Here is an 18,314-nt window from a genome sequence, read left to right on the forward strand (position 1 = left end):
GGTGGCCCCGGCTACCGTCCCGGCCATGTCCAGCAGCACCCTCCCGGGCGTCGGGCCCGGGGTCCAGCTCTCGTTCGCCGACCTGGGCACCCCGCTGCGGGACGTCACCTTTGTCGTCGTCGACCTGGAGACGACGGGCAGCCGGGCCGACGACTCCGGGATCACCGAGATCGGCGCGGTCAAGGTCCGCGGCGGCGAGGTCCTCGGCGAGTTCCAGTCGTTGGTGAACCCCGGCCGGCCCGTCCCCGCGTTCGTCGCCCGCCTCACCGGCATCACCTCCGCCATGGTCGCCACGGCCCCCGGCATCGAGCTCGTCCTGCCGAGCTTCCTCGAGTTCGCCCGCGACACCGTCCTCGTGGCGCACAACGCACCGTTCGACGTCGGGTTCCTGCGCAGCGCGTGCGCCGCCCTGGACTACGCCTGGCCGGGCTTCGCGGTCGTGGACACCCTGCCGCTGGCCCGGCGGGTCGTCACCCGTGACGAGGCCCGCAACCACAAGCTGAGCACGCTGGCGACCCTGTTCCACGCCCGCACCTCGCCCGAGCACCGGGCCCTGGCGGACGCCCGCGCCACCGTCGACGTGCTCCACGGGCTGCTCGAGCGCCTCGCGCCGCTGGGGGTCACGCACCTGGAGGACCTCGCCACCGCGGCCGACCCCGTGCCCGCCGACGTGCGGCGCAAGGCCACGCTCGCCGACGGCCTGCCCGCCGCCCCGGGCGTCTACCTGTTCCGCGGCCCGGACGACGAGGTGCTGTACGTCGGCACCTCGACGAACATCCACCAGCGCGTCCGCTCCTACTTCACGGCCGCCGAGAAGCGACGCCGCATCACCGAGATGGTGCGCATCGCCCACGCCGTCACCCCGGTCGTCTGCGCGACCCCGCTGGAGGCGCAGGTCCGCGAGCTGCGCCTCATCGCCGAGCACGCCCCGCGGTACAACCGACGCTCCAAGCACCCCGAGCGGCAGACCTGGGTCCGCCTCACCGACGAGCCCTACCCCCGGCTGTCGGTCGTGACGGACGTCCGGGGCGACACCCCGCACATCGGTCCCTTCACGTCGCGACGCACCGCCCAGGACGCCGTCGCCGCCGTGCACGACGCGCTGCCGCTGCGCCAGTGCACGCAACGCCTGCCGAGGGTCGCCCCGGAGCGACGCAGCCCGTGCGCCCTCGCCGGCCTCGGGCGGTGCTCCGCACCCTGCACCGCCACGGCCGGACCCGACGACGGCTACGCCGCCGTGGCCGCCGCGGCCGCCGACGTCCTCACCGGCGACCCCGGTCCCGTGGTCCGGGCCCTCGCCGACCGGGTCGCCCGGCTCGCCGCGCAGGAACGCTACGAGGAGGCCGGACAGGTCACCGCCCGACTGCGGGCGTTCGTCCGGGCCGCCGACCGGTCGCAGCGGCTCGACCCGCTGAGCCGGTGCCGCGAGCTCGTCGCAGCCCGTCCGACCGCCGCCGGCGGCTGGGAGGTCGTGGTGGTGCGGCACGCCCGCCTCGCCGCCACGGGCGTCAGCGGACCCGACGAGGACCCCTGGCCCCTCGTGGAGGCGTTGCGCGCCACCGCCGAGGTCGTCGAGCCACCCGCGCCGCCCGCTCCGGCCGGCCATCCCGAGGAGGCCGCCCTGCTGCTGCGCTGGCTCGACGAGCCCGGCGTCCGCCTCGTCGCGGCCAGCGACGCGTGGACCTGCCCGGTCCGGGGCGCCGCCGCCCACGCCGACCTGGACGAGGTCACCACCGCGGTGGCGCTGGCCACGGGCGGTGACGTCGATACGATGGCCCCATGCTGACCGCGATCGTTCTCATCGACACCGCGCCCGACCGCATCCCCGAGGTCGCCACGCAGGTCACGGACCTCGCGGGCGTCAGCGAGGTCTACTCCGTCACCGGCAAGGCCGACCTCGTCGCCATGGTGCGGGTGCGTGAGCACGGCGACCTCGCCGACGTCATCGCCGACGGCATCAGCAAGGTCCCCGGCGTGCTGCGGACCGAGACGCTCATCGCGTTCCGCGCCTACTCGAAGGTCGACCTCGAGCAGGCGTTCGCGCTCGGGCTCGACGACTGACGCGGCACCGGGCTCACCGCCCGGTCGCGGCGACCCAGCGCTCCAGCACGTCGGCCGCGGCACCGTCGTCGACGCTGCGTGCGGCGTGGCCCAGGCCGGCCGCGAGCCGCTCAGCGAGAGTTCCCTCCCCCGTGCCGGGCAGGGTGCCGTCCGCGACCAGCGCCGCCGCCGCGTTGAGGAGCACCGTCTCGCGCACCGCGCCCGCCCCGCGGCCGGACAGCACGTCCCGCGCCACGCCCGCGTTGTAGGCGGCGTCCGCACCCCGCAGGTCGTCCAGCGACACCGGGGCCAGCCCGAGGTCCGTGGCGACCAGACGCTGCTCGGTCACCGACCCGTCGCGCACCTCCCACACCGTGGCGCCGCCGGTCGCGGCGAGCTCGTCGAGTCCGTCGTCGCCCCGGAACACCAGGGCCCGCGTACCACGGGCGGCGAACACGCCCGCCATCAGCGGAGCCATCCGGGCGTCCGCGCAGCCGACCGCCGTGGCGCGCGGCTGGGCCGGGTTCGTCAGCGGCCCCAGGAAGTTGAAGGCCGTCGCGACGCCCAGCTCGCCACGTGCCGTCGCGGCGTGCCGCATCGACGGGTGGAACATCCCGGCGAAGCAGAACGTGATGCCGGCCTCCGTCGCGATCCGGGCCACGCGCTCCGCGGGCTGGTCCAGCCGGACGCCCAGCGCCTCCAGCACGTCGGCCGAGCCGGACGACGACGACGCGGCCCGGTTGCCGTGCTTGACGACGCGCAGGCCCGTCCCCGCGACGACCACGGCCGCCATCGTCGAGATGTTGACGGTGTGGTGGCGGTCGCCGCCCGTGCCCACGAGGTCCACCGTCGGCCCCGGGACCTCGATGCGGACGGCGTGGGCGAGCATCGCCTCGGCCAGGCCCGTCAGCTCGGCGGCCGTCTCCCCCTTCGCGCGCAGCGCGACGAGGAACCCGGCGAGGCGGGCCGGCGACACCTCGCCGGACATCACCCGGTCCATCGCCCACGCCGTCTGCTCGGCGCCGAGGTCGTGCCCGGCGATGAGCGCGGTGAGCAGGCCGGGCCAGGTGGTCCCGGCGGGATCGATGTCAGGCACGACGGTCCTCGCTTCGCAGGTCGGGGACGACCGGTCGGGGACGATCACGGCCGGGACCCGGCGGTCCGTGACGCACGGTAGCCCACTCGCCCCGCCCGGCACCCACCGGTCTCGCCGCCGGCTCAGACGGCGGGCTGCGCCAAGGTGTCCGCGACGGCGCGCTGCACGACCAGGGCGTCGAGCGGCCGCGACACCACCGCGTCCGCCAGCGACCAGGAGGCCAGCCACGCGTCGTCCGGGCGGGCCGTGAGCACCAGCACGGGCGGGCAGTCGTACACCTCGTTCTTGAGCTGTCGGCACAGGCCCATCCCGCCGGCCTTGTCCGCCTCCCCGTCGAGCACGAGCAGGTCGAACCGCCGGGCGTGCGCCGCGTCGACCACGGCGGCCGCGGTGGCCGCCTCCGTCCAGACGACGTCAGGCGCTCCTGCGCGCAGGCGTGGCCCCACGGCGAGCCGCACCTGGTCGCGCACGGAGCGGTCGTCGCTGTAGAGCAGGACTCGCGGGCCGGTCGTCATCGAGCATCCCTTCGCCGTCGTTTCATGGCATCGTGGCACAGCACCGTCACCTCGGTCAGCACCACGGCGTGGTCTTTTCCTGGCACTCCGACGAGTTCCGTCACCAAGTAGGTCCTGGGCAGCGTGATTCTGCAGATTCTGTGGGGGCGATCTCCACGATCCGCCCTCCCCGGGTCCTCGAACCTGCCCCACGTCCGCCATAATGGCTGCTGTGTCGACCGCAACGGCTGCTGCCCCCCACGCCCACCAGCACGTGACAGTCAACCGACCGAACCCCGTCTCGGTCGGGACGATCGTCTGGCTCGCGAGCGAGCTCATGTTCTTCGCGGGCCTCTTCGCCATGTACTTCACCGTGCGCTCGGTGATGCCGGAGGAGGAGTGGGCGGCGCAGGCCGACACGGTCTCGCTCGTCTTCCCGGCCATCAACACGACGATCCTCGTGCTGTCGTCCGTCACCTGCCAGCTCGGCGTGTTCGCCGCCGAGCGGTTCCAGCCCGTGCGCACCGGTTCGCTGATGAACCTGCGCCAGTGGGGCATGAACGAGTGGATGACGCTCACCTACATCATGGGTGCCGTCTTCGTCGCCGGTCAGATCTTCGAGTACGCCGAGCTCGTCGAGCACGGCCTGACGCTGTCGTCCAGCGCCTACGGCTCGGTCTTCTACCTGGCCACCGGCTTCCACGGCCTCCACGTCATCGGCGGCCTCATCGCCTTCCTCTTCCTGCTCGGCCGGTCCTTCCACGCCAAGCGGTTCACCCACCACGAGGTCACCACCGGGCTCGTGGTCTCCTACTACTGGCACTTCGTCGACGTCGTCTGGATCTTCCTGTTCGCCGTCATCTACGTCCTGAAGTGATCCCCCGGCCGACGACGCCGCCGGCCCCCGCCCCTGCACCAACCACCTGCGAGACGAGGACATTTTCGTGAAGGCACTCGCCGCCCGCCGGCACCACCGGGCCGCCCCGGTCGTGCTGATGCTGCTGGCGCTGCTGCTGACGGGCGGCGTCTACGCCGTCCTGGCACCGAGTCCGGCCAGCGCCGAGACCGCCAGCACAGCGAACGACGTGGAGGAGGGCGAGCGCCTCTTCCAGGCCAACTGCGCCACGTGCCACGGCCCGAACGCCGAGGGCACCACCGAGGCGCCGTCGCTCGTCGGCGTCGGCGCGGCCGCGGTCGACTTCCAGGTCTCGACCGGCCGCATGCCGATGCAGATGAACGGCCCCCAGGCCGCGCAGAAGCCCCGCCAGATGGACGAGGAGCAGACGGCACAGCTCGCCGCCTACGTCGCTTCGCTCGGCCCCGGGCCGGCCATCCCCACCGACGAGCAGGTGAGCGCCGAGGCCGGTGACGCCGCCAACGGTGCCCTGCTGTTCCGCACGAACTGCGCGATGTGCCACAACGCCGTCGGCGCCGGTGGTGCGCTCTCGGAGGGCAAGTGGGCCCCGCCGCTGCTCGAGGTGTCCGAGCGCAACATCTACCAGGCCATGCTGACCGGCCCGCAGTCCATGCCGGTCTTCAACGACGCCAACATCACTCCCGAGGAGAAGCGCGACATCGTCGCCTACATCTTCGAGCAGCACGAGGGCTCCGCCGGCGGTCTCACGCTCGGCTCCCTCGGCCCCGTCAGCGAGGGCCTGTGGGCCTGGGTCGTCGGCCTGGGTCTCATGATCGGTGCTGCCGTGTGGATCGGAGCCAAGTCCTCGTGACCGAGAACCAGAACCCCTCCGCCGGCCAGGACGTCACCACGTCCTCGACGGCCAACCACCCCGAGCGTTTCGACGACCCGGGCGTCCCCGCGCACCGCCAGCGCCTCACGGACACCGACCCGAAGGCCAACAAGCGCAACGAGCGCATCGTCGTGCTGCTCTTCGCGCTGTCCTGCCTCGGTGCGATCGGCTCCCTCGTGGCCTACTTCGCCGTCCGCCCGGACGGCACCACCGCCGGCACCCGCCTCTCCACGATCCTCCTGGGCGTGACGATGGCGATCTCGCTGCTCGGCATCGGGTTCGCCGCGATCCACTGGGCCAAGTCGCTCATGAGCGACCACGAGCACGTCGACGAGCGCCACGAGCTCAAGAGCTCCCCCGAGGTCCGTGAGGTCGCCATCGCGCACCTCGCCGACGGCGTCGAGGACTCCGGCATCGCCCGTCGCGGCGTGCTCAAGGGTGCCGCCGTGTCCGCGCTCGCGCTCTTCCCGCTGACCTTCGCCGTGCCGCTCATCTCGAGCGTCGGCGGCGACTGGAACGTCGCGAAGTTCAAGCACACCATCTGGGAGCGCGGCACCCGCCTCGCGTACGACCCCTCGGGTCGCCCGATCAAGGCGTCGGACCTCACCGTGGGCTCCGTCGCGCACGTCATTCCCGAGGCCACCGAGGAGTACATGGCCTCGCACGAGTGGATCACGGAGAAGGCCAAGGCCGTGGTCCTCCTGGTACGCCTCAACCCGGCGGACATCCGTTCCGACCAGTCGCCCGAGGGCGAGACCTGGTCGTACGACGGCATCGTCGCCTACTCGAAGATCTGCACCCACGTCGGGTGCCCGGTGGCCCTCTACGAGCAGCAGACGCACCACCTGCTCTGCCCGTGCCACCAGTCGACCTTCGACATGGCCGACGGCGCCAAGGTCGTCTTCGGGCCCGCGAACCGACCCCTGCCGCAGCTGCCCATCGCCGTCGACGACGAGGGCTACCTCATCGCGCAGGACGACTTCGCCGAGCCCATCGGACCGAGCTTCTGGGAGCGTCTGAAGTGAGCACCGACACCCGCGCGTCCACCGACGCGCCCACCACACCGGCCGGCAAGGCAGCCGACTACCTCGACCAGCGCACCAGCATCGGTGTGGCGGTCAAGGAGTTCGCCCGCAAGGTCTTCCCGGACCACTGGTCCTTCATGCTGGGCGAGATGGCGCTGTTCTCCTTCGTCGTCCTGCTGCTGTCCGGCGTCTTCCTCACCATGTTCTTCGAGCCCTCCATGGCGCTCGTCGAGTACCACGGTGACGGCCCCGAGACGATGCACGGGCAGCTCATGTCCGTCGCCTTCGCCTCCACGCTCGACCTGTCGTTCGAGGTCCGCGGCGGTCTGCTCATGCGGCAGATCCACCACTGGTCCGCCCTGATCTTCATGGCCGCGATCGTCGTCCACATGATGCGCGTGTTCTTCACCGGCGCGTTCCGCAAGCCGCGCGAGATCAACTGGCTCGTCGGCAGCCTGCTCATGATCCTCGGCCTGGCCGCCGGCTTCTCCGGCTACTCCCTGCCGGACGACGTGCTCTCCGGCAACGGTCTGCGCATCACCGACGGCGTCGTCAAGTCGATCCCCGTGGTCGGCTCGTACATGTCGTACATGATCTTCGGTGGCGAGTTCCCGGGCGAGCACATCATCCCGCGCCTGTTCACCGTGCACATCCTGCTGGTTCCCGCCCTGATCCTCGCGCTCATCGGCGTCCACCTGTTCCTCATGGTGCTGCACAAGCACACGCAGTACCCGGGTGGCGGCCGCACCGACAAGAACGTCGTCGGCTACCCGCTGTTCCCGGTCTACGTGGCCAAGATGGGCGGCAACTTCTTCATCGTGTTCGGCATCCTCGCCCTCATGGGCGCCACGATGGCGATCAACAACGTGTGGAACTACGGCCCCTACGACCCCTCCCCCGTGTCCGCCGGCGCGCAGCCCGACTGGTACATGCTGTTCCTCGAGGGATCGCTCCGCCTCATGCCGGGTTACGGCACCGAGTGGGTCCTCTTCGGCTACACCCTGTCGTGGAACATCCTCGTCCCGGCCGTCATCGTCCCGGGCCTGCTCTTCACGTTCATCTTCGCGTACCCGTTCATCGAGGCCAAGGTGACCGGCGACAAGCGCGAGCACCACGTGCTCGACCGCCCGCGCAACGTCCCGGCCCGCACCGGTCTGGGCGTCGCGTTCCTCACCGCGTTCATCATCCTGGCGCTCGCCGGGTCGAACGACCTCATCGCCACGCACTTCGGGCTCTCGATCAACGAGATCACCTGGGTGTTCCGTGTCCTGATCTTCGCCGGACCGGTCATGGCGTACTGGATCACCAAGCGCATCTGCCTGGGCCTCCAGCGCAAGGACCGTGAGCTGGTCCTGCACGGTCACGAGACGGGCCGCATCGTGCGGTTCGCCAACGGCGAGTACATCGAGGTCCACCGTCCGCTCGACGAGCAGGAGCGCTGGCTGCGCGTCAACTACGACGCCCACAAGCCGCTCGAGATCGAGCCGGCCACCGACGCTCGCGGCGTGAAGCGGCGCGGGTACCGGAAGGACAAGTCCTGGCAGAGGCTCTCGCGCTTCTTCTACGAGGACCGTGTCGAGCCGGTGACCCCGGCCGAGCTGGCCGCGGCGCACTCCCACGGCGAGCACGACGAGATCGCCCAGAACTCCCCCGCGGAGGTCACCACGGGGGCCGAGAACGTCGATCAGGAGCGCTGAGACTCCTGACGGGCTGACAAGGACCCGCGAGCCACTCCCCCGTGATCGGGGGCGGTGGACCGCGGGTCCTTGTCTACCCCGGCCGTGACGGTGCGTCACACCGCCACCCACGGTTCGACGACATGACGCCGCGCGATCGCCAGCGCGGCCCGAACTGGAAGGTACCTGAGCATGGCTGTCTACACGCTCCCCGACCTGCCCTACGACTACAGCGCCCTCGAGCCGCACATCAGCGGCAAGATCATGGAGCTGCACCACGACAAGCACCACGCCGCGTACGTGGCCGGCGCCAACACGGCGCTGGAGCAGCTCGAGGCCGCCCGTGCGTCCGGTGACCTCGGTGCGATCAACCTGCACGAGAAGAACCTCGCGTTCCACCTCGGCGGGCACACCAACCACACCGTGTTCTGGAACAACCTCTCCCCCGAGGGCGGCGGCGAGCCCGAGGGCGAGCTCGCCGAGGCGATCAAGGACCAGTTCGGTTCCTTCGCCGCGTTCCAGGCGCAGTTCGCGGCCGTCGCCAACGGCATCCAGGGCTCCGGCTGGTCCGTGCTCGGCTGGGACTCGATCGGTCAGCGCCTGGCCATCTTCCAGCTCTTCGACCAGCAGGCCAACGTGCCGGTCGGGATCACCCCGATCCTCATGCTCGACATGTGGGAGCACGCCTTCTACCTGGACTACCTCAACGTCAAGGCGGAGTACGTCAAGGCGTTCTGGAACATCGCCAACTGGCAGGACGTCGCCGCTCGCCTCGAGCGCGCGCGCACCCAGACCTCGGGTCTGATCGTCCCCGCCTGACCCACACCGGCGTCGCCAGCGACGCCGCACCGACAGGCCCGTCCACGCTCCCGCGTGGGCGGGCCTTCGTCGATCCTGCGCCCGCGACTCAGCGCAGCCAGGCGCGACTCAGCGCAGCCAGGCGCGACTCAGCGCAGCCAGACGCGACTCAGCGCAGCCAGACGCGACTCAGCGCAGCCAGGCGCGACTCAGCGCAGGTCCCGCGCACCGGACTTGGACCCCGAAGTCAGTGCGGTCGTGCGTGATCAGGGCCAACGCCGCTCGGCCTTTCACCGACAACAACGAGGTGATGGCCTGGATGTCCCCGCGGTGTCGACCAACGACCCTCCCAACGGCCTGAGGGGGGCATCCATCGCCGAGGTGGTAACGGCGACCCGATCTCGCGAGAGACAGGACGTCGATGCCGTCCCGATCCTTTGCGCGGGACCGCCCACACCCACGACCGATCGCACCTGTGTCCCTCGTGCGCCTGACGGAAATCACCACTCTGGGCGCGGATCACGACCACCCGGTCCGTCGTGAACCCTTGCCGGAAATCTCTCGCCGCGACGAACCGATCACCCGCCGATCACGTCATCCCGCCATGCGCGACGGCACGTCTATGCCCGCGGGGCCTTCGAGCTTGCAGGCCTGCAACCACCTCTACCGGTCACGATCCACGGCGACGGCGGTTCCACGGGCGCGACCGGAAGCCAAGCTGTCTCGGCCCGTCCAGTGGAGAACTCGCCCGACCTGTGACGAGCATCTGCCCGCGCCGGGACTCGCGCTGGCCGTCGGTCTTCTCGTTTGGAGTCTCTCCGGAAAGGTGTCACGGGACTGTCCTGCACGGACTTGGCGGACCGCCCAGAGCGGAGAGGACGGGCGTCGGCACTCGGCCGACATCGAGGCCACGCAGCAAGGGATCTCGCGCTGACTCGCGCCGGCCAACGCTGACTCGCGGGGCTGTAAGGAGGGAGCTGGAGACGACGAAGGGCCCGTCGCACCGAGGTGGTGCGACGGGCCCTGCGAACGGAGAGGTCAGTGCGCGTGCTGGCCGCGGCTGAACTCGAAGACCCAGCCGACGAGGCCGATGACCCCGACGATGAGGCTGATGTAGAAGACCCACCAGCCGACCGCGAGCCCGAGGAACGCGATGGCGGCGGAGGAGCCGAGCACGAGCGGCCACCAGGACCAAGGGGCGTACACGCCCTGGTCGCCGGCGCCCTGCTCGATCTCGCCTTCCTCGTCGTCCTCAGGACGCGGGTCGGTGTGCTTGGCCTGGACGACCAGGTAGGCACCGATCATCGCCATGAGGGCGCCCACGAGGGGGATCCCGAGGTAACCGACGGGCTCCTGGAAGTCGCTCAGGAAGCCGTAGACGACCCCGACGACGACGAAGAAGGGCGCGAGCCAGACGAACAGGCGGATCTCGATCTTCACTTGGTCGTCTCCTCGTCCTCGGGACGGTCGGCGTCGATCACCGTGGTGGTCGACTGCTGCTTCTCCTCGGCGAGGCTCTCCACGTACTCACGGTGCCCGTTGCGGTCGGGGCCGCCGTAGATCTGCTCCGAGAGGCCCTTCCGCTGGTCGTGGTTCTCCATCGCGGCGACCTCGGGGTGGTGCAGGTCGAACGCGGGCGACTCGCTGCGGATGCGGGGCAGCGACGTGAAGTTGTGCCGCGGCGGCGGGCAGGAGGTCGCCCACTCCAGCGAGCGGCCGTAGCCCCACGGGTCGTCGACCTCGACCTTGGGCGCGTTGCGCCAGGTCGTGTACACGTTCCACAGGAACGGCAGCGTGGAGGCGGCGAGGATGAACGCGCCGACCGTGGAGAGCTGGTTCTCCCAGGTGAAGCCCTCGTCCGGCATGTAGTCGGCGTAGCGGCGGGCCATGCCCTCGACGCCGAGCCAGTGCTGGACCAGGAACGTCATGTGGAAGCCGACGAACAGGATCCAGAAGTGGATCTTGCCGAGCCGCTCGTTGAGCATGCGGCCGGTGAACTTGGGCCACCAGAAGTAGAAGCCGGCGAACATCGCGAACACCACGGTGCCGAACACGACGTAGTGGAAGTGCGCCACGACGAAGTAGGAGTCGGACAGGTGGAAGTCGAGCGCGGGGCTGGACAGGATGATGCCGGTCAGGCCGCCGAAGAGGAAGGTCACGAGGAAGCCGATCGACCAGAGCATCGGCGTCTCGAACGTGATCTTGCCGCGCCACATCGTGCCGATCCAGTTGAAGAACTTCACACCGGTCGGGATGGCGATGAGCATCGTCATGAAGGCGAAGAACGGCAGCAGGACGGACCCGGTGACGTACATGTGGTGAGCCCACACGGTGACGGACAGCGCCGCGATGGCGATCGTCGCGTAGATCAGGCCCTTGTAGCCGAAGATCGGCTTACGGCTGAAGACCGGGAAGATCTCCGACACGATGCCGAAGAACGGCAGCGCGATGATGTACACCTCGGGGTGCCCGAAGAACCAGAAGAGGTGCTGCCACAGGACGGCACCGCCGTTGTCCGGGTTGAAGACCTGCGCGCCGAAGCGGCGGTCGGCACCGAGCGCGAACAGCGCGGAGGCCAGCGGGGGGAACGCCATCAGCACGAGGAGGCTGGTGACCAGCGTGTTCCAGGTGAAGATCGGCATGCGGAACATGGTCATGCCGGGGGCACGCATGCAGATGATCGTGGTGATGAAGTTGACCGCACCGAGGATCGTGCCGAAGCCACCGAGGGCCAGGCCGAACACCCACAAGTCTCCACCGAGCCCTGGACTGAACGTCGTGTTGGACAGTGGCGCGTAGGCGAACCATCCGAACGAGGCGGCGCCCTGCGGGGTGAAGAAGCCCGCGGCGGCGATGAGACCACCGAAGAAGAACAGCCAGTACGCGAACATGTTGAGTCGCGGGAAGGCGACGTCCGGCGCGCCGATCTGCAGGGGCATGATCACGTTGGCGAAGCCGGCGAACAGCGGGGTCGCGAACAGCAGCAGCATGATCGTGCCGTGCATCGTGAAGAGCTGGTTGTACTGCTCCTTGCTCTGCACGATCTGGATGCCGGGCATGAAGAGCTCGGCACGGATCAGCAGGGCGAGGATGCCTCCCACGGCGAACCAGAAGAACGACGTGATGAGGTACATGTACCCGATCGTCTTGTGGTCGGTGGAGGTGATCCACTTGATCACCGTCCGACCCAGGGTCTGGCGCTGCGGCCGCAGACCCGGGATCAGGTCCGCGCCGTGCGCGGTCTCGGTGGCTGCCATCAGCCCTCGACCTCCACGGTCTCGTCGTGCGCGGCACCCGAACCGGGGTGCTGCTGGCGGTTGAGGTCGAGCCCGAGCTCGCCGGTCTGGCCCTTGTCGCGGAGCTCGTCCATCTTCGCGTCGTAGGTGGCGCGGTCGACGACCTGGACGTTGAAGAGCATGCCGGAGTGGAACTCGCCGCAGAGCTCGGCGCACTTGCCGGCGTAGGTGCCCTCACGCTCGGGGACGACCTGGAACGTGTTCGTCTTGCCCGGGATCATGTCCATCTTGAACAGGAACGCAGGGATCCAGAACGAGTGGATGACGTCGCGGGAGTCGACGGTGAACTCGACCCGCTCCCCCACCGGCAGGTAGAGGGTGGGGAGCTTGTCGGACGTGCCCACGGCGCCGTCGATCTCGTCCTCGGCGGTCTCGGAGCCCGGCTCCAGCAGCTGCTGGCCGGTCTCGTACACGTCGTCGTCGAGGTAGTTGAAGTCCCAGCTCCACTGCTTGCCGATGACCTGGATGCTGACGTCGGGCTCCTCGGAGGTGTCGAGGATCGCCGTCATGTCGCGGTTCGTGTAGAAGAACAGCACGAGGATCATCAGCAGCGGGACGATCGTGTACATGATCTCGAGCGGCATGTGGTAGCGGGTCTGCACGGGCAGCCGGTGGTCGTCGCGACGCTTGCGGTAGGCCGCGACACACCAGAGCATGAGGCCCCAGGTGATGATGCCGACGATGAGGGCGGCGACCCAGGAGCCGACCCAGAGGTCGGTGATGCGTCCCGTCTGGTTGGTCACCTCGCCGTCCTCGTAGCCGGGGAGGTAGCCGCGGGAGGCGGCGTCGCTGGCGCAACCGGTGGCGAGACCCGCGACGACGACGGCGAGCGCCGTCGCGCGCAGCGCCAGCGATCGCCGGTTGCGGGGGGTTCTCTTCGAGTGCAAGGGGGGCCTTTCACGTCTCGTCCGACCGACGGCCCCAGGAGCAGGGCGCACGGGTAGACATTCGTCCTCGATGGGAGCAGCCTAGCGCGACCTTCACGGGTTCGACGCCAGAAGCACCCGAGTCCTACGTGACGCCGACCAGCACGTCCGTCGCCATCCGGAGCGTTGACGACAGCCTCCGGGCGGGTGTCAGATCGGTGGACCGGATCCGGTGCGCGCGGGGCATGATGGCCAGGCGCTCCCGCACCGTTCCGCACCCCGAGCCGAGGCCCGTGTGACACATCCCACCACCGCTCCCCCGCCCCGCACCCACCTCGACAACGGCGGGTCCGCGCCCCTGCACCCCCTCGCGCGCGAGGCGCTCGCGCAGGCCCTCGCGGACGGCTGGGCCGACCCCCGGCGCCTCCACGCGGAGGGCCGGCGCGCGGCCGCGCTGCTGGAGGGCGCCCGCGAGGCGGTGGCCACGGTGCTCGGCGCGCGCCCGCCGGAGGTGCGGTTCACGCCGTCGCACACGGCGTCCCTGCACGCCGCCGTGGCGCAGGTGTCCCGGGCCCGGCGCCGTCAGGGGCGCGACGTGGTGGTGGCAGCCACCGAGCGCGCCGCGACCCTGCACGCGGCCGAGCACGCCGCGCGGCAGGCCGACGGCCGCCGGGTCGTCGTACCGGTTGACGGCGTCGCCCGGGTGGACGTCGAGGGGTTCGTGGCGGCCCTCGGCGCGGACGGCGCCGCCCTCGCCGCGCTGCAGCACGCCAACGGCGAGGTGGGCACGGTCCAGCCGCTCGACGTCGTGCACGCCGCGGCGCGGGAGCACGGCGTGCCCCTGCTGGTCGACGCCGGGTCGAGCGTGGGTCACCTCGCGGTGCCGCACGCGTGGGACGTGCTCGCCGCCGACCCCGCCGACTGGGGCGGCCCGGCCGGCGTGGGCGTGCTCGCGGTGCGGCACCGCACCCGCACGGCCCCCGTCGGCCCCGAGGACCCGGACCCGTGGGCGCCCGGCGGTGTGAGCGTGCCCCTGGCGTTCGCGGCCGCCGTGTCCCTCCAGGCGGTGGAGGCGGACCGGGTCGCGCAGGACGCCCGGCGCCGTCGCCTCGTCGAGCGGATCCGGTCGGTGGTCGCCGGTGTCCCGGACGTCGAGGTGGTGGGCGACCCGGACGACCGGCTCCCGCACGTGGTGACGTTCTCGTTCCTCTACGTGGACGGCGAGGCGCTGGTGACGGAGCTCGACCGGGCGGGGTTCGCGGTCGGGTCGGGGTCGGCGTGCACCGCGGCCACGCTGGAGCCGTCGCACGTCCTCGCGGCGATGGGCGTCCTCACCCACGGCAACGTGCGCGTCGCGCTGGACCGGTCGACGACCGACGACGACGTCGAGCGCTTCCTGGCCGTGCTGCCGGGCGCGGTGGCGCGGGTGCGGGCGATGCTCGGGGCGGACGGGCTGTGACGACGCCCGGCGGGACGCCTGACGCGGCCGCCCCGGAGCACGTGGTGGACGCGCGCGGTCTGCGCTGCCCCCTGCCCGTGGTCCGGCTGGCGGCGCTGGCACGGGACCTGGCGCCCGGAACCGTGGTCGCCGTCCTGGCGACCGACCCCGCGGCCCGGCACGACGTCCCGGCGTGGGCCCGGATGCGCGGTCACGCCACGACGGGCGAGGAGCTCGTGGAGCCGCCTGACGGCGACGGTCGCGCGGACGACCCGCACGAGCGCTGGTGGCGGCTCACGGTGCGCCTGGGCGGCTGAGGGGCCCGGGACGACGCGAGCCGCCGGACCGTCCCCGAGGGGATCGGTCCGGCGGCTCGGGCCGGGTGGGACCGGAGCGCGTCCGGCCGACCGGGTCAGCTGAAGGAGCCCCCGCAGGCGCAGGCCTCGCCGGCGTTGGGGTTGTCGATCGTGAAGCCCTGCTTCTCGATGGTGTCCGCGAAGTCGATCTTCGCGCCCTCGAGGTAGGGGACGCTCATGCGGTCGACGACGACCTCGACGCCGTCGAAGTCGCGCAGCGCGTCGCCGTCGAGCAGGCGCTCGTCGAAGTAGAGCTGGTAGATCAGGCCGGAGCAGCCACCGGGCTGCACGGCGACGCGCAGGCGCAGGTCGTCGCGGCCCTCCTGCTCGAGGAGGCTGCGGACCTTGTCCGCGGCGACCTGGGAGAGGTCGACGCCGTGCGTGGCGATGTCGGTCGTGTCGGTCATGCTTCCTCCAACAGGCTCAGGCGTGCGGCTGTTCCCGATCCTACGCCTGCGTGGGCGCACGTCGATGACGGCGGTCACACCGGGCCGGTCGCGTCCGTGCGCGGGGCGGGGCACCAGGTGCGGGCGACGCGCGCGACGCGGCCCGGGTCGACGGGGTCGCCGACGTCGTGGGCGCCGGCGACCCCGGCGGCGGCGAGGGCACGCCGGGTGGTGCGGTCCTCACCGGTCAGGACGACGACGGGCACGGCGTGTGGCGCGGCGGCGCGGGCGGCCTCGGCCACGGGGCCGTCGTGGAGCGCGGCGGTGTCGAGGACCGCGACGTGGACGACGACGAGGTCGGCGGCGCCGACCTGCTCGTGCAGGCGGGCCAGCGCCGTCGGCACCGGGGGCGCGGTGACGCTGCCCAGGCCGAGCGCCGTCGTGGGGACGAACACGCCGGCCGGGGCGGTCGCGACGTCCGGCCCCGGGTGCACCGTGCGGGACGGGGGCGGCAGGACGACCCCGTCGACGGTGCACCGCGGCGCGGCCCCGGACCACAGGGCGGCGAGGTCGGCGGAGGCGTCGTCGGCGGTCACCAGGAGCACGTGCACGACTCGATCGTGGCACATCCTGGCGTCGTGGGAAGATGGCCCTCGTGAGCACTCTGCTGAACGAGACCTCGACGTTCGTCGAGCCGGCCGCGTCCCCGCTGCTGCTGCTCGGCCAGGGCCGCGACCTCGCCTCGGAGCGCGGGGTCGAGTGCACGGGCGCGCTGCCCGCGGCGTCCGACCCCGACCTCGTGGAGCGCGCGAGGGCGGCCCGGGCGGCCCTCGGCGACCGGGCGTTCGTCCTCGGCCACCACTACCAGCGCGACGAGGTCATCGACTTCGCGGACGTGACCGGCGACTCGTTCAAGCTCGCCCAGCGGGCCGCGGCCCGCCCGGAGGCGGAGTTCGTCATCTTCTGCGGCGTGCACTTCATGGCCGAGTCGGCGGACATCCTCACCACGGACGCCCAGCAGGTCGTGCTGCCGGACATGGCGGCGGGCTGCTCGATGGCGGACATGGCCGAGATCGGTCAGGTCGAGGAGGCCTGGGCCGTCCTGGAGGACGCCGGGATCGCCGGCGACACCGTGCCCGTGACCTACATGAACTCGACGGCCGCGATCAAGGCGTTCACGGGTCGCCACGGCGGCACGGTGTGCACGTCCTCGAACGCCCAGGTGGCGCTGCGCTGGGCGTTCGACAAGGTCGGCGGCGTGGACGGCACGGGCAAGGTGCTGTTCATGCCGGACCAGCACCTGGGCCGCAACACCGCCGTGCTGCAGCTCGGCATGAGCCTCGACGACTGCGTGGTGTTCGACCCGCGCAAGCCCGGTGGCGGCCTGACCGCCCAGGAGCTGCGGGACGCCCGGATGATCCTGTGGCGCGGGCACTGCTCGGTGCACGGCCGGTTCTCGGAGCGCAACGTCACCGACGTCCGCGCGAAGGTGCCCGGCGTCAACGTCCTGGTGCACCCGGAGTGCAAGCACGAGGTCGTCACGGCGGCCGACCTGGTGGGCTCGACGGAGTTCATCATCAAGACGCTCGACGCGGCCGAGCCGGGCTCGTCGTGGGCCATCGGCACGGAGCTGAACCTGGTGCGTCGCGTCGCCGCGGCCCACCCGGACAAGCAGGTGCACTACCTGGACTCCACGGTGTGCTTCTGCTCGACGATGAACCGCATCGACCTGCCGCACCTGGTGTGGGCCATGGAGTCCCTGCTGGAGGGCCGCGTGGTCAACCGGATCGTGGTCGACGCGGACGACGCCCACTGGGCCCGCGTGGCCCTCGACCAGATGCTGGCGCTGCCGGGGATCTGACGGGAGCGCACGCGATGAGCACCGACGGCGGGCTCCACATCGGCGTCTTCGTCTTCGACGAGGCGGAGGAGCTCGACGTCGTGGGCCCGTTCCAGGTGCTGGCGCAGTGGCAGGAGCACTCGGGGCTCAAGCCGCACGTCAGCACGTTCTCGCGCGACGGCGAGGGGGTCCGGCTCGCGAAGGGCATGCGGCTGGTCCCGGCGCGCTCGGCGGACGACGTGGGCCCGCTGCACCTGCTGGTGTACCCGGGCGGCTGGGGCACCCGGACGCTGCTGGCCGACCCCGACCACCTGGAGTGGTTGCGGCAGGTGCGCGCGCAGACGCCGGTCCTGGCGAGCGTGTGCACCGGTGCGCTGGTCCTGGCCGCGGCGGGACTGCTGGCGGGCCGCCCGGCCACCACGCACCACGACCACTACGACGACCTGGCGCGGATCGACCCGAGCGTCGTGGTGGACACCGAGGCGCGGTTCGTGGACGACGGCGACGTGGTGACGTCGGCGGGGGTGTCGGCGGGCATCGACATGGCGCTGCACCTGGTCGCGCGCCTGGAGTCGCCGGAGGTGGCCCGCGCGGTGCGGCACGCGATCCAGTACGACCCGGCGCCGCCGGCGTGACGGGTCCGTACGTCGCCCGCACAGATATCTGATACCGGACGTCACTGGTATAACGTCCCGGCCATGAGCCGCATGCTGCACCTCGCCCGGGCGACCCTGCTCCCCCGCAAGCCGCTGCCGGGGTTCGGGGCGCTCGACACCTCGACGACCGACCTGCGCGTCCACCCGGGCGACCTGGACCTCTACGGGCACGTCAACAACGGGACCTACCTGCAGATGATGGACGTCGCCCGGTCGAACCTGCTGGCCGACCTCGGCGGCCTCGGTCGCCTCAAGGAACGCGGCTGGTACCCCGTGGTGGCGTCCTCCACGATGAGCTACAAGCGCTCGCTCATGCCGTTCGAGAAGGTGCGCGTCGCGACTCGCGTCCTCGGCTGGGACGCCCGCGTCGTCTACCTGGAGCAGGTGTTCACCGTCGGCGGCTCCCACCGGGCCCGCGGCTGGGTCGCCGGCCGGTTCCTCGGCAAGGACGGCTCCCGGGTCGCGCCGCACGACGTCCTCGCCCTCCTCGTCGACGGCGAGGCCCCCGCGAGCCCCGCGCTGCCCGACGACGTCGCCGCGTGGGCCGTGGCCGTCGACGTCGCCCACCGCGAGGTCGCGGACCGTCCGGGCCACTGAGC

At 71.4% G+C, this 18,314-nt stretch carries 19 protein-coding genes; 12 read left to right on the forward strand and 7 right to left on the reverse strand.

Features of this window, described 5'->3' with window-relative positions; translation table 11 throughout:
* Positions 1-25 precede the first annotated feature (25 nt).
* Positions 26-1,786 carry a DEDD exonuclease domain-containing protein gene (locus ATJ88_RS10870; protein WP_098463838.1) on the forward strand — a complete coding sequence of 587 codons (1,761 nt, stop codon included), beginning with the start codon at positions 26-28 and terminating at the stop codon, positions 1,784-1,786.
* Positions 1,780-2,061: an Lrp/AsnC family transcriptional regulator gene (locus ATJ88_RS10875; protein WP_098463839.1), complete on the forward strand. Its 282-nt coding sequence runs from the start codon at positions 1,780-1,782 to the stop codon at positions 2,059-2,061. Before ATJ88_RS10870 ends, ATJ88_RS10875 begins: the two co-directional genes overlap by 7 nt.
* Positions 2,062-2,074: 13 nt before the next feature.
* Here ATJ88_RS10875 and trpD read toward each other — a convergent pair whose 3' ends face one another.
* Together trpD and ATJ88_RS10885 are read right to left on the reverse strand one after the other, a co-directional pair.
* Positions 2,075-3,127 (reverse strand): anthranilate phosphoribosyltransferase, encoded by a 1,053-nt coding sequence (gene trpD / locus ATJ88_RS10880; protein ID WP_098465286.1) that lies wholly within the window; start codon positions 3,125-3,127, stop codon positions 2,075-2,077.
* 131 nt (positions 3,128-3,258) lie between these two features.
* Positions 3,259-3,651, reverse strand: coding sequence for a response regulator (locus tag ATJ88_RS10885; RefSeq protein ID WP_098463840.1), 393 nt, complete (start codon positions 3,649-3,651; stop codon positions 3,259-3,261).
* Positions 3,652-3,853: 202 nt separating this feature from the next.
* Here ATJ88_RS10885 and ctaE point away from each other — a divergent pair, with 202 nt between their 5' ends.
* The 5 genes from ctaE to ATJ88_RS10910 all read left to right on the forward strand — a co-directional run bounded on the left by ctaE (position 3,854) and on the right by ATJ88_RS10910 (position 8,898).
* On the forward strand, positions 3,854-4,507 hold the full coding sequence (ctaE, locus tag ATJ88_RS10890; protein WP_098463841.1) for an aa3-type cytochrome oxidase subunit III: 654 nt from the start codon (positions 3,854-3,856) through the stop codon (positions 4,505-4,507).
* A 67-nt stretch (positions 4,508-4,574) separates the two neighbouring features.
* The gene (gene qcrC / locus ATJ88_RS10895) at positions 4,575-5,357 is read left to right on the forward strand and encodes a cytochrome bc1 complex diheme cytochrome c subunit (protein ID WP_098463842.1); all 783 of its coding nucleotides are present in this window, start codon (positions 4,575-4,577) and stop codon (positions 5,355-5,357) included.
* On the forward strand, positions 5,354-6,403 hold the full coding sequence (gene qcrA / locus ATJ88_RS10900; RefSeq protein ID WP_098463843.1) for a cytochrome bc1 complex Rieske iron-sulfur subunit: 1,050 nt from the start codon (positions 5,354-5,356) through the stop codon (positions 6,401-6,403). Before qcrC ends, qcrA begins: the two co-directional genes overlap by 4 nt.
* Positions 6,400-8,100, forward strand: a complete 1,701-nt coding sequence (qcrB, locus tag ATJ88_RS10905) for a cytochrome bc1 complex cytochrome b subunit (protein WP_098463844.1) — start codon at positions 6,400-6,402, stop codon at positions 8,098-8,100. The genes qcrA and qcrB overlap by 4 nt, the downstream gene beginning before the upstream one ends.
* A 171-nt stretch (positions 8,101-8,271) precedes the next feature.
* On the forward strand, positions 8,272-8,898 hold the full coding sequence (locus ATJ88_RS10910; RefSeq protein WP_098463845.1) for a superoxide dismutase: 627 nt from the start codon (positions 8,272-8,274) through the stop codon (positions 8,896-8,898).
* Between the two features lie 1,017 nt (positions 8,899-9,915).
* On the opposite strand, the gene ATJ88_RS10915 is transcribed toward ATJ88_RS10910, so the two are convergent.
* From ATJ88_RS10915 to ctaC, 3 genes are read right to left on the reverse strand one after another with little or no spacing between them, the layout of a single operon-like run.
* Entirely contained in the window at positions 9,916-10,317 is a 402-nt protein-coding gene (locus ATJ88_RS10915) for a cytochrome c oxidase subunit 4 (protein ID WP_098463846.1), read from the reverse strand.
* Positions 10,314-12,134, reverse strand: a complete 1,821-nt coding sequence (gene ctaD, locus ATJ88_RS10920) for an aa3-type cytochrome oxidase subunit I (RefSeq protein WP_098463847.1) — start codon at positions 12,132-12,134, stop codon at positions 10,314-10,316. Before ctaD ends, ATJ88_RS10915 begins: the two co-directional genes overlap by 4 nt.
* Positions 12,134-13,060 carry an aa3-type cytochrome oxidase subunit II gene (gene ctaC, locus ATJ88_RS10925; protein ID WP_098463848.1) on the reverse strand — a complete coding sequence of 309 codons (927 nt, stop codon included), beginning with the start codon at positions 13,058-13,060 and terminating at the stop codon, positions 12,134-12,136. The genes ctaD and ctaC overlap by 1 nt, the downstream gene beginning before the upstream one ends.
* Before the next feature lie 274 nt (positions 13,061-13,334).
* On the opposite strand from ctaC, the gene ATJ88_RS10930 reads away from it, so the two are divergent.
* Together ATJ88_RS10930 and ATJ88_RS10935 are read left to right on the forward strand one after the other, a co-directional pair.
* Positions 13,335-14,498 (forward strand): cysteine desulfurase family protein, encoded by a 1,164-nt coding sequence (locus tag ATJ88_RS10930; RefSeq protein ID WP_098463849.1) that lies wholly within the window; start codon positions 13,335-13,337, stop codon positions 14,496-14,498.
* On the forward strand, positions 14,495-14,794 hold the full coding sequence (locus ATJ88_RS10935; protein ID WP_098463850.1) for a sulfurtransferase TusA family protein: 300 nt from the start codon (positions 14,495-14,497) through the stop codon (positions 14,792-14,794). Before ATJ88_RS10930 ends, ATJ88_RS10935 begins: the two co-directional genes overlap by 4 nt.
* 95 nt (positions 14,795-14,889) lie before the next feature.
* Here ATJ88_RS10935 and ATJ88_RS10940 read toward each other — a convergent pair whose 3' ends face one another.
* Positions 14,890-15,240, reverse strand: coding sequence for a HesB/IscA family protein (locus tag ATJ88_RS10940; protein WP_098463851.1), 351 nt, complete (start codon positions 15,238-15,240; stop codon positions 14,890-14,892).
* 74 nt (positions 15,241-15,314) lie between these two features.
* The gene (locus ATJ88_RS10945; RefSeq protein ID WP_098463852.1) at positions 15,315-15,830 is read right to left on the reverse strand and encodes a hypothetical protein; all 516 of its coding nucleotides are present in this window, start codon (positions 15,828-15,830) and stop codon (positions 15,315-15,317) included.
* A 35-nt stretch (positions 15,831-15,865) separates the two neighbouring features.
* On the opposite strand from ATJ88_RS10945, the gene nadA reads away from it, so the two are divergent.
* The 3 genes from nadA to ATJ88_RS10960 all read left to right on the forward strand — a co-directional run bounded on the left by nadA (position 15,866) and on the right by ATJ88_RS10960 (position 18,312).
* Positions 15,866-17,080: a quinolinate synthase NadA gene (nadA, locus tag ATJ88_RS10950; RefSeq protein ID WP_098463853.1), complete on the forward strand. Its 1,215-nt coding sequence runs from the start codon at positions 15,866-15,868 to the stop codon at positions 17,078-17,080.
* Between the two features lie 14 nt (positions 17,081-17,094).
* Positions 17,095-17,694, forward strand: coding sequence for a DJ-1/PfpI family protein (locus ATJ88_RS10955; protein WP_098463854.1), 600 nt, complete (start codon positions 17,095-17,097; stop codon positions 17,692-17,694).
* 63 nt (positions 17,695-17,757) lie between these two features.
* Positions 17,758-18,312: an acyl-CoA thioesterase gene (locus ATJ88_RS10960; protein WP_098463855.1), complete on the forward strand. Its 555-nt coding sequence runs from the start codon at positions 17,758-17,760 to the stop codon at positions 18,310-18,312.
* Positions 18,313-18,314: the final 2 nt, after the last annotated feature.

The sequence above is a fragment of the Isoptericola jiangsuensis genome, assembly GCF_002563715.1.
GTDB classification, from domain to species: Bacteria; Actinomycetota; Actinomycetes; order Actinomycetales; family Cellulomonadaceae; genus Isoptericola; species Isoptericola jiangsuensis.

Bases quoted from the DNA above. Each gene is read 5' to 3' on its own strand.
- ATJ88_RS10870 (WP_098463838.1), top strand. From the start codon at position 26: ATGTCCAGCAGCACCCTCCCGGGCGTCGGGCCCGGGGTCCAGCTCTCG.
- ATJ88_RS10875 (WP_098463839.1), top strand. From the start codon at position 1,780: ATGCTGACCGCGATCGTTCTCATCGACACCGCGCCCGACCGCATCCCC.
- ATJ88_RS10885 (WP_098463840.1), bottom strand. From the start codon at position 3,651: ATGACGACCGGCCCGCGAGTCCTGCTCTACAGCGACGACCGCTCCGTG.
- ctaE (WP_098463841.1), top strand. From the start codon at position 3,854: ATGGCTGCTGTGTCGACCGCAACGGCTGCTGCCCCCCACGCCCACCAG.
- ATJ88_RS10910 (WP_098463845.1), top strand. From the start codon at position 8,272: ATGGCTGTCTACACGCTCCCCGACCTGCCCTACGACTACAGCGCCCTC.
- ctaD (WP_098463847.1), bottom strand. From the start codon at position 12,134: ATGGCAGCCACCGAGACCGCGCACGGCGCGGACCTGATCCCGGGTCTG.
- ATJ88_RS10940 (WP_098463851.1), bottom strand. From the start codon at position 15,240: ATGACCGACACGACCGACATCGCCACGCACGGCGTCGACCTCTCCCAG.
- nadA (WP_098463853.1), top strand. From the start codon at position 15,866: ATGGCCCTCGTGAGCACTCTGCTGAACGAGACCTCGACGTTCGTCGAG.
- ATJ88_RS10955 (WP_098463854.1), top strand. From the start codon at position 17,095: ATGAGCACCGACGGCGGGCTCCACATCGGCGTCTTCGTCTTCGACGAG.
- ATJ88_RS10960 (WP_098463855.1), top strand. From the start codon at position 17,758: ATGAGCCGCATGCTGCACCTCGCCCGGGCGACCCTGCTCCCCCGCAAG.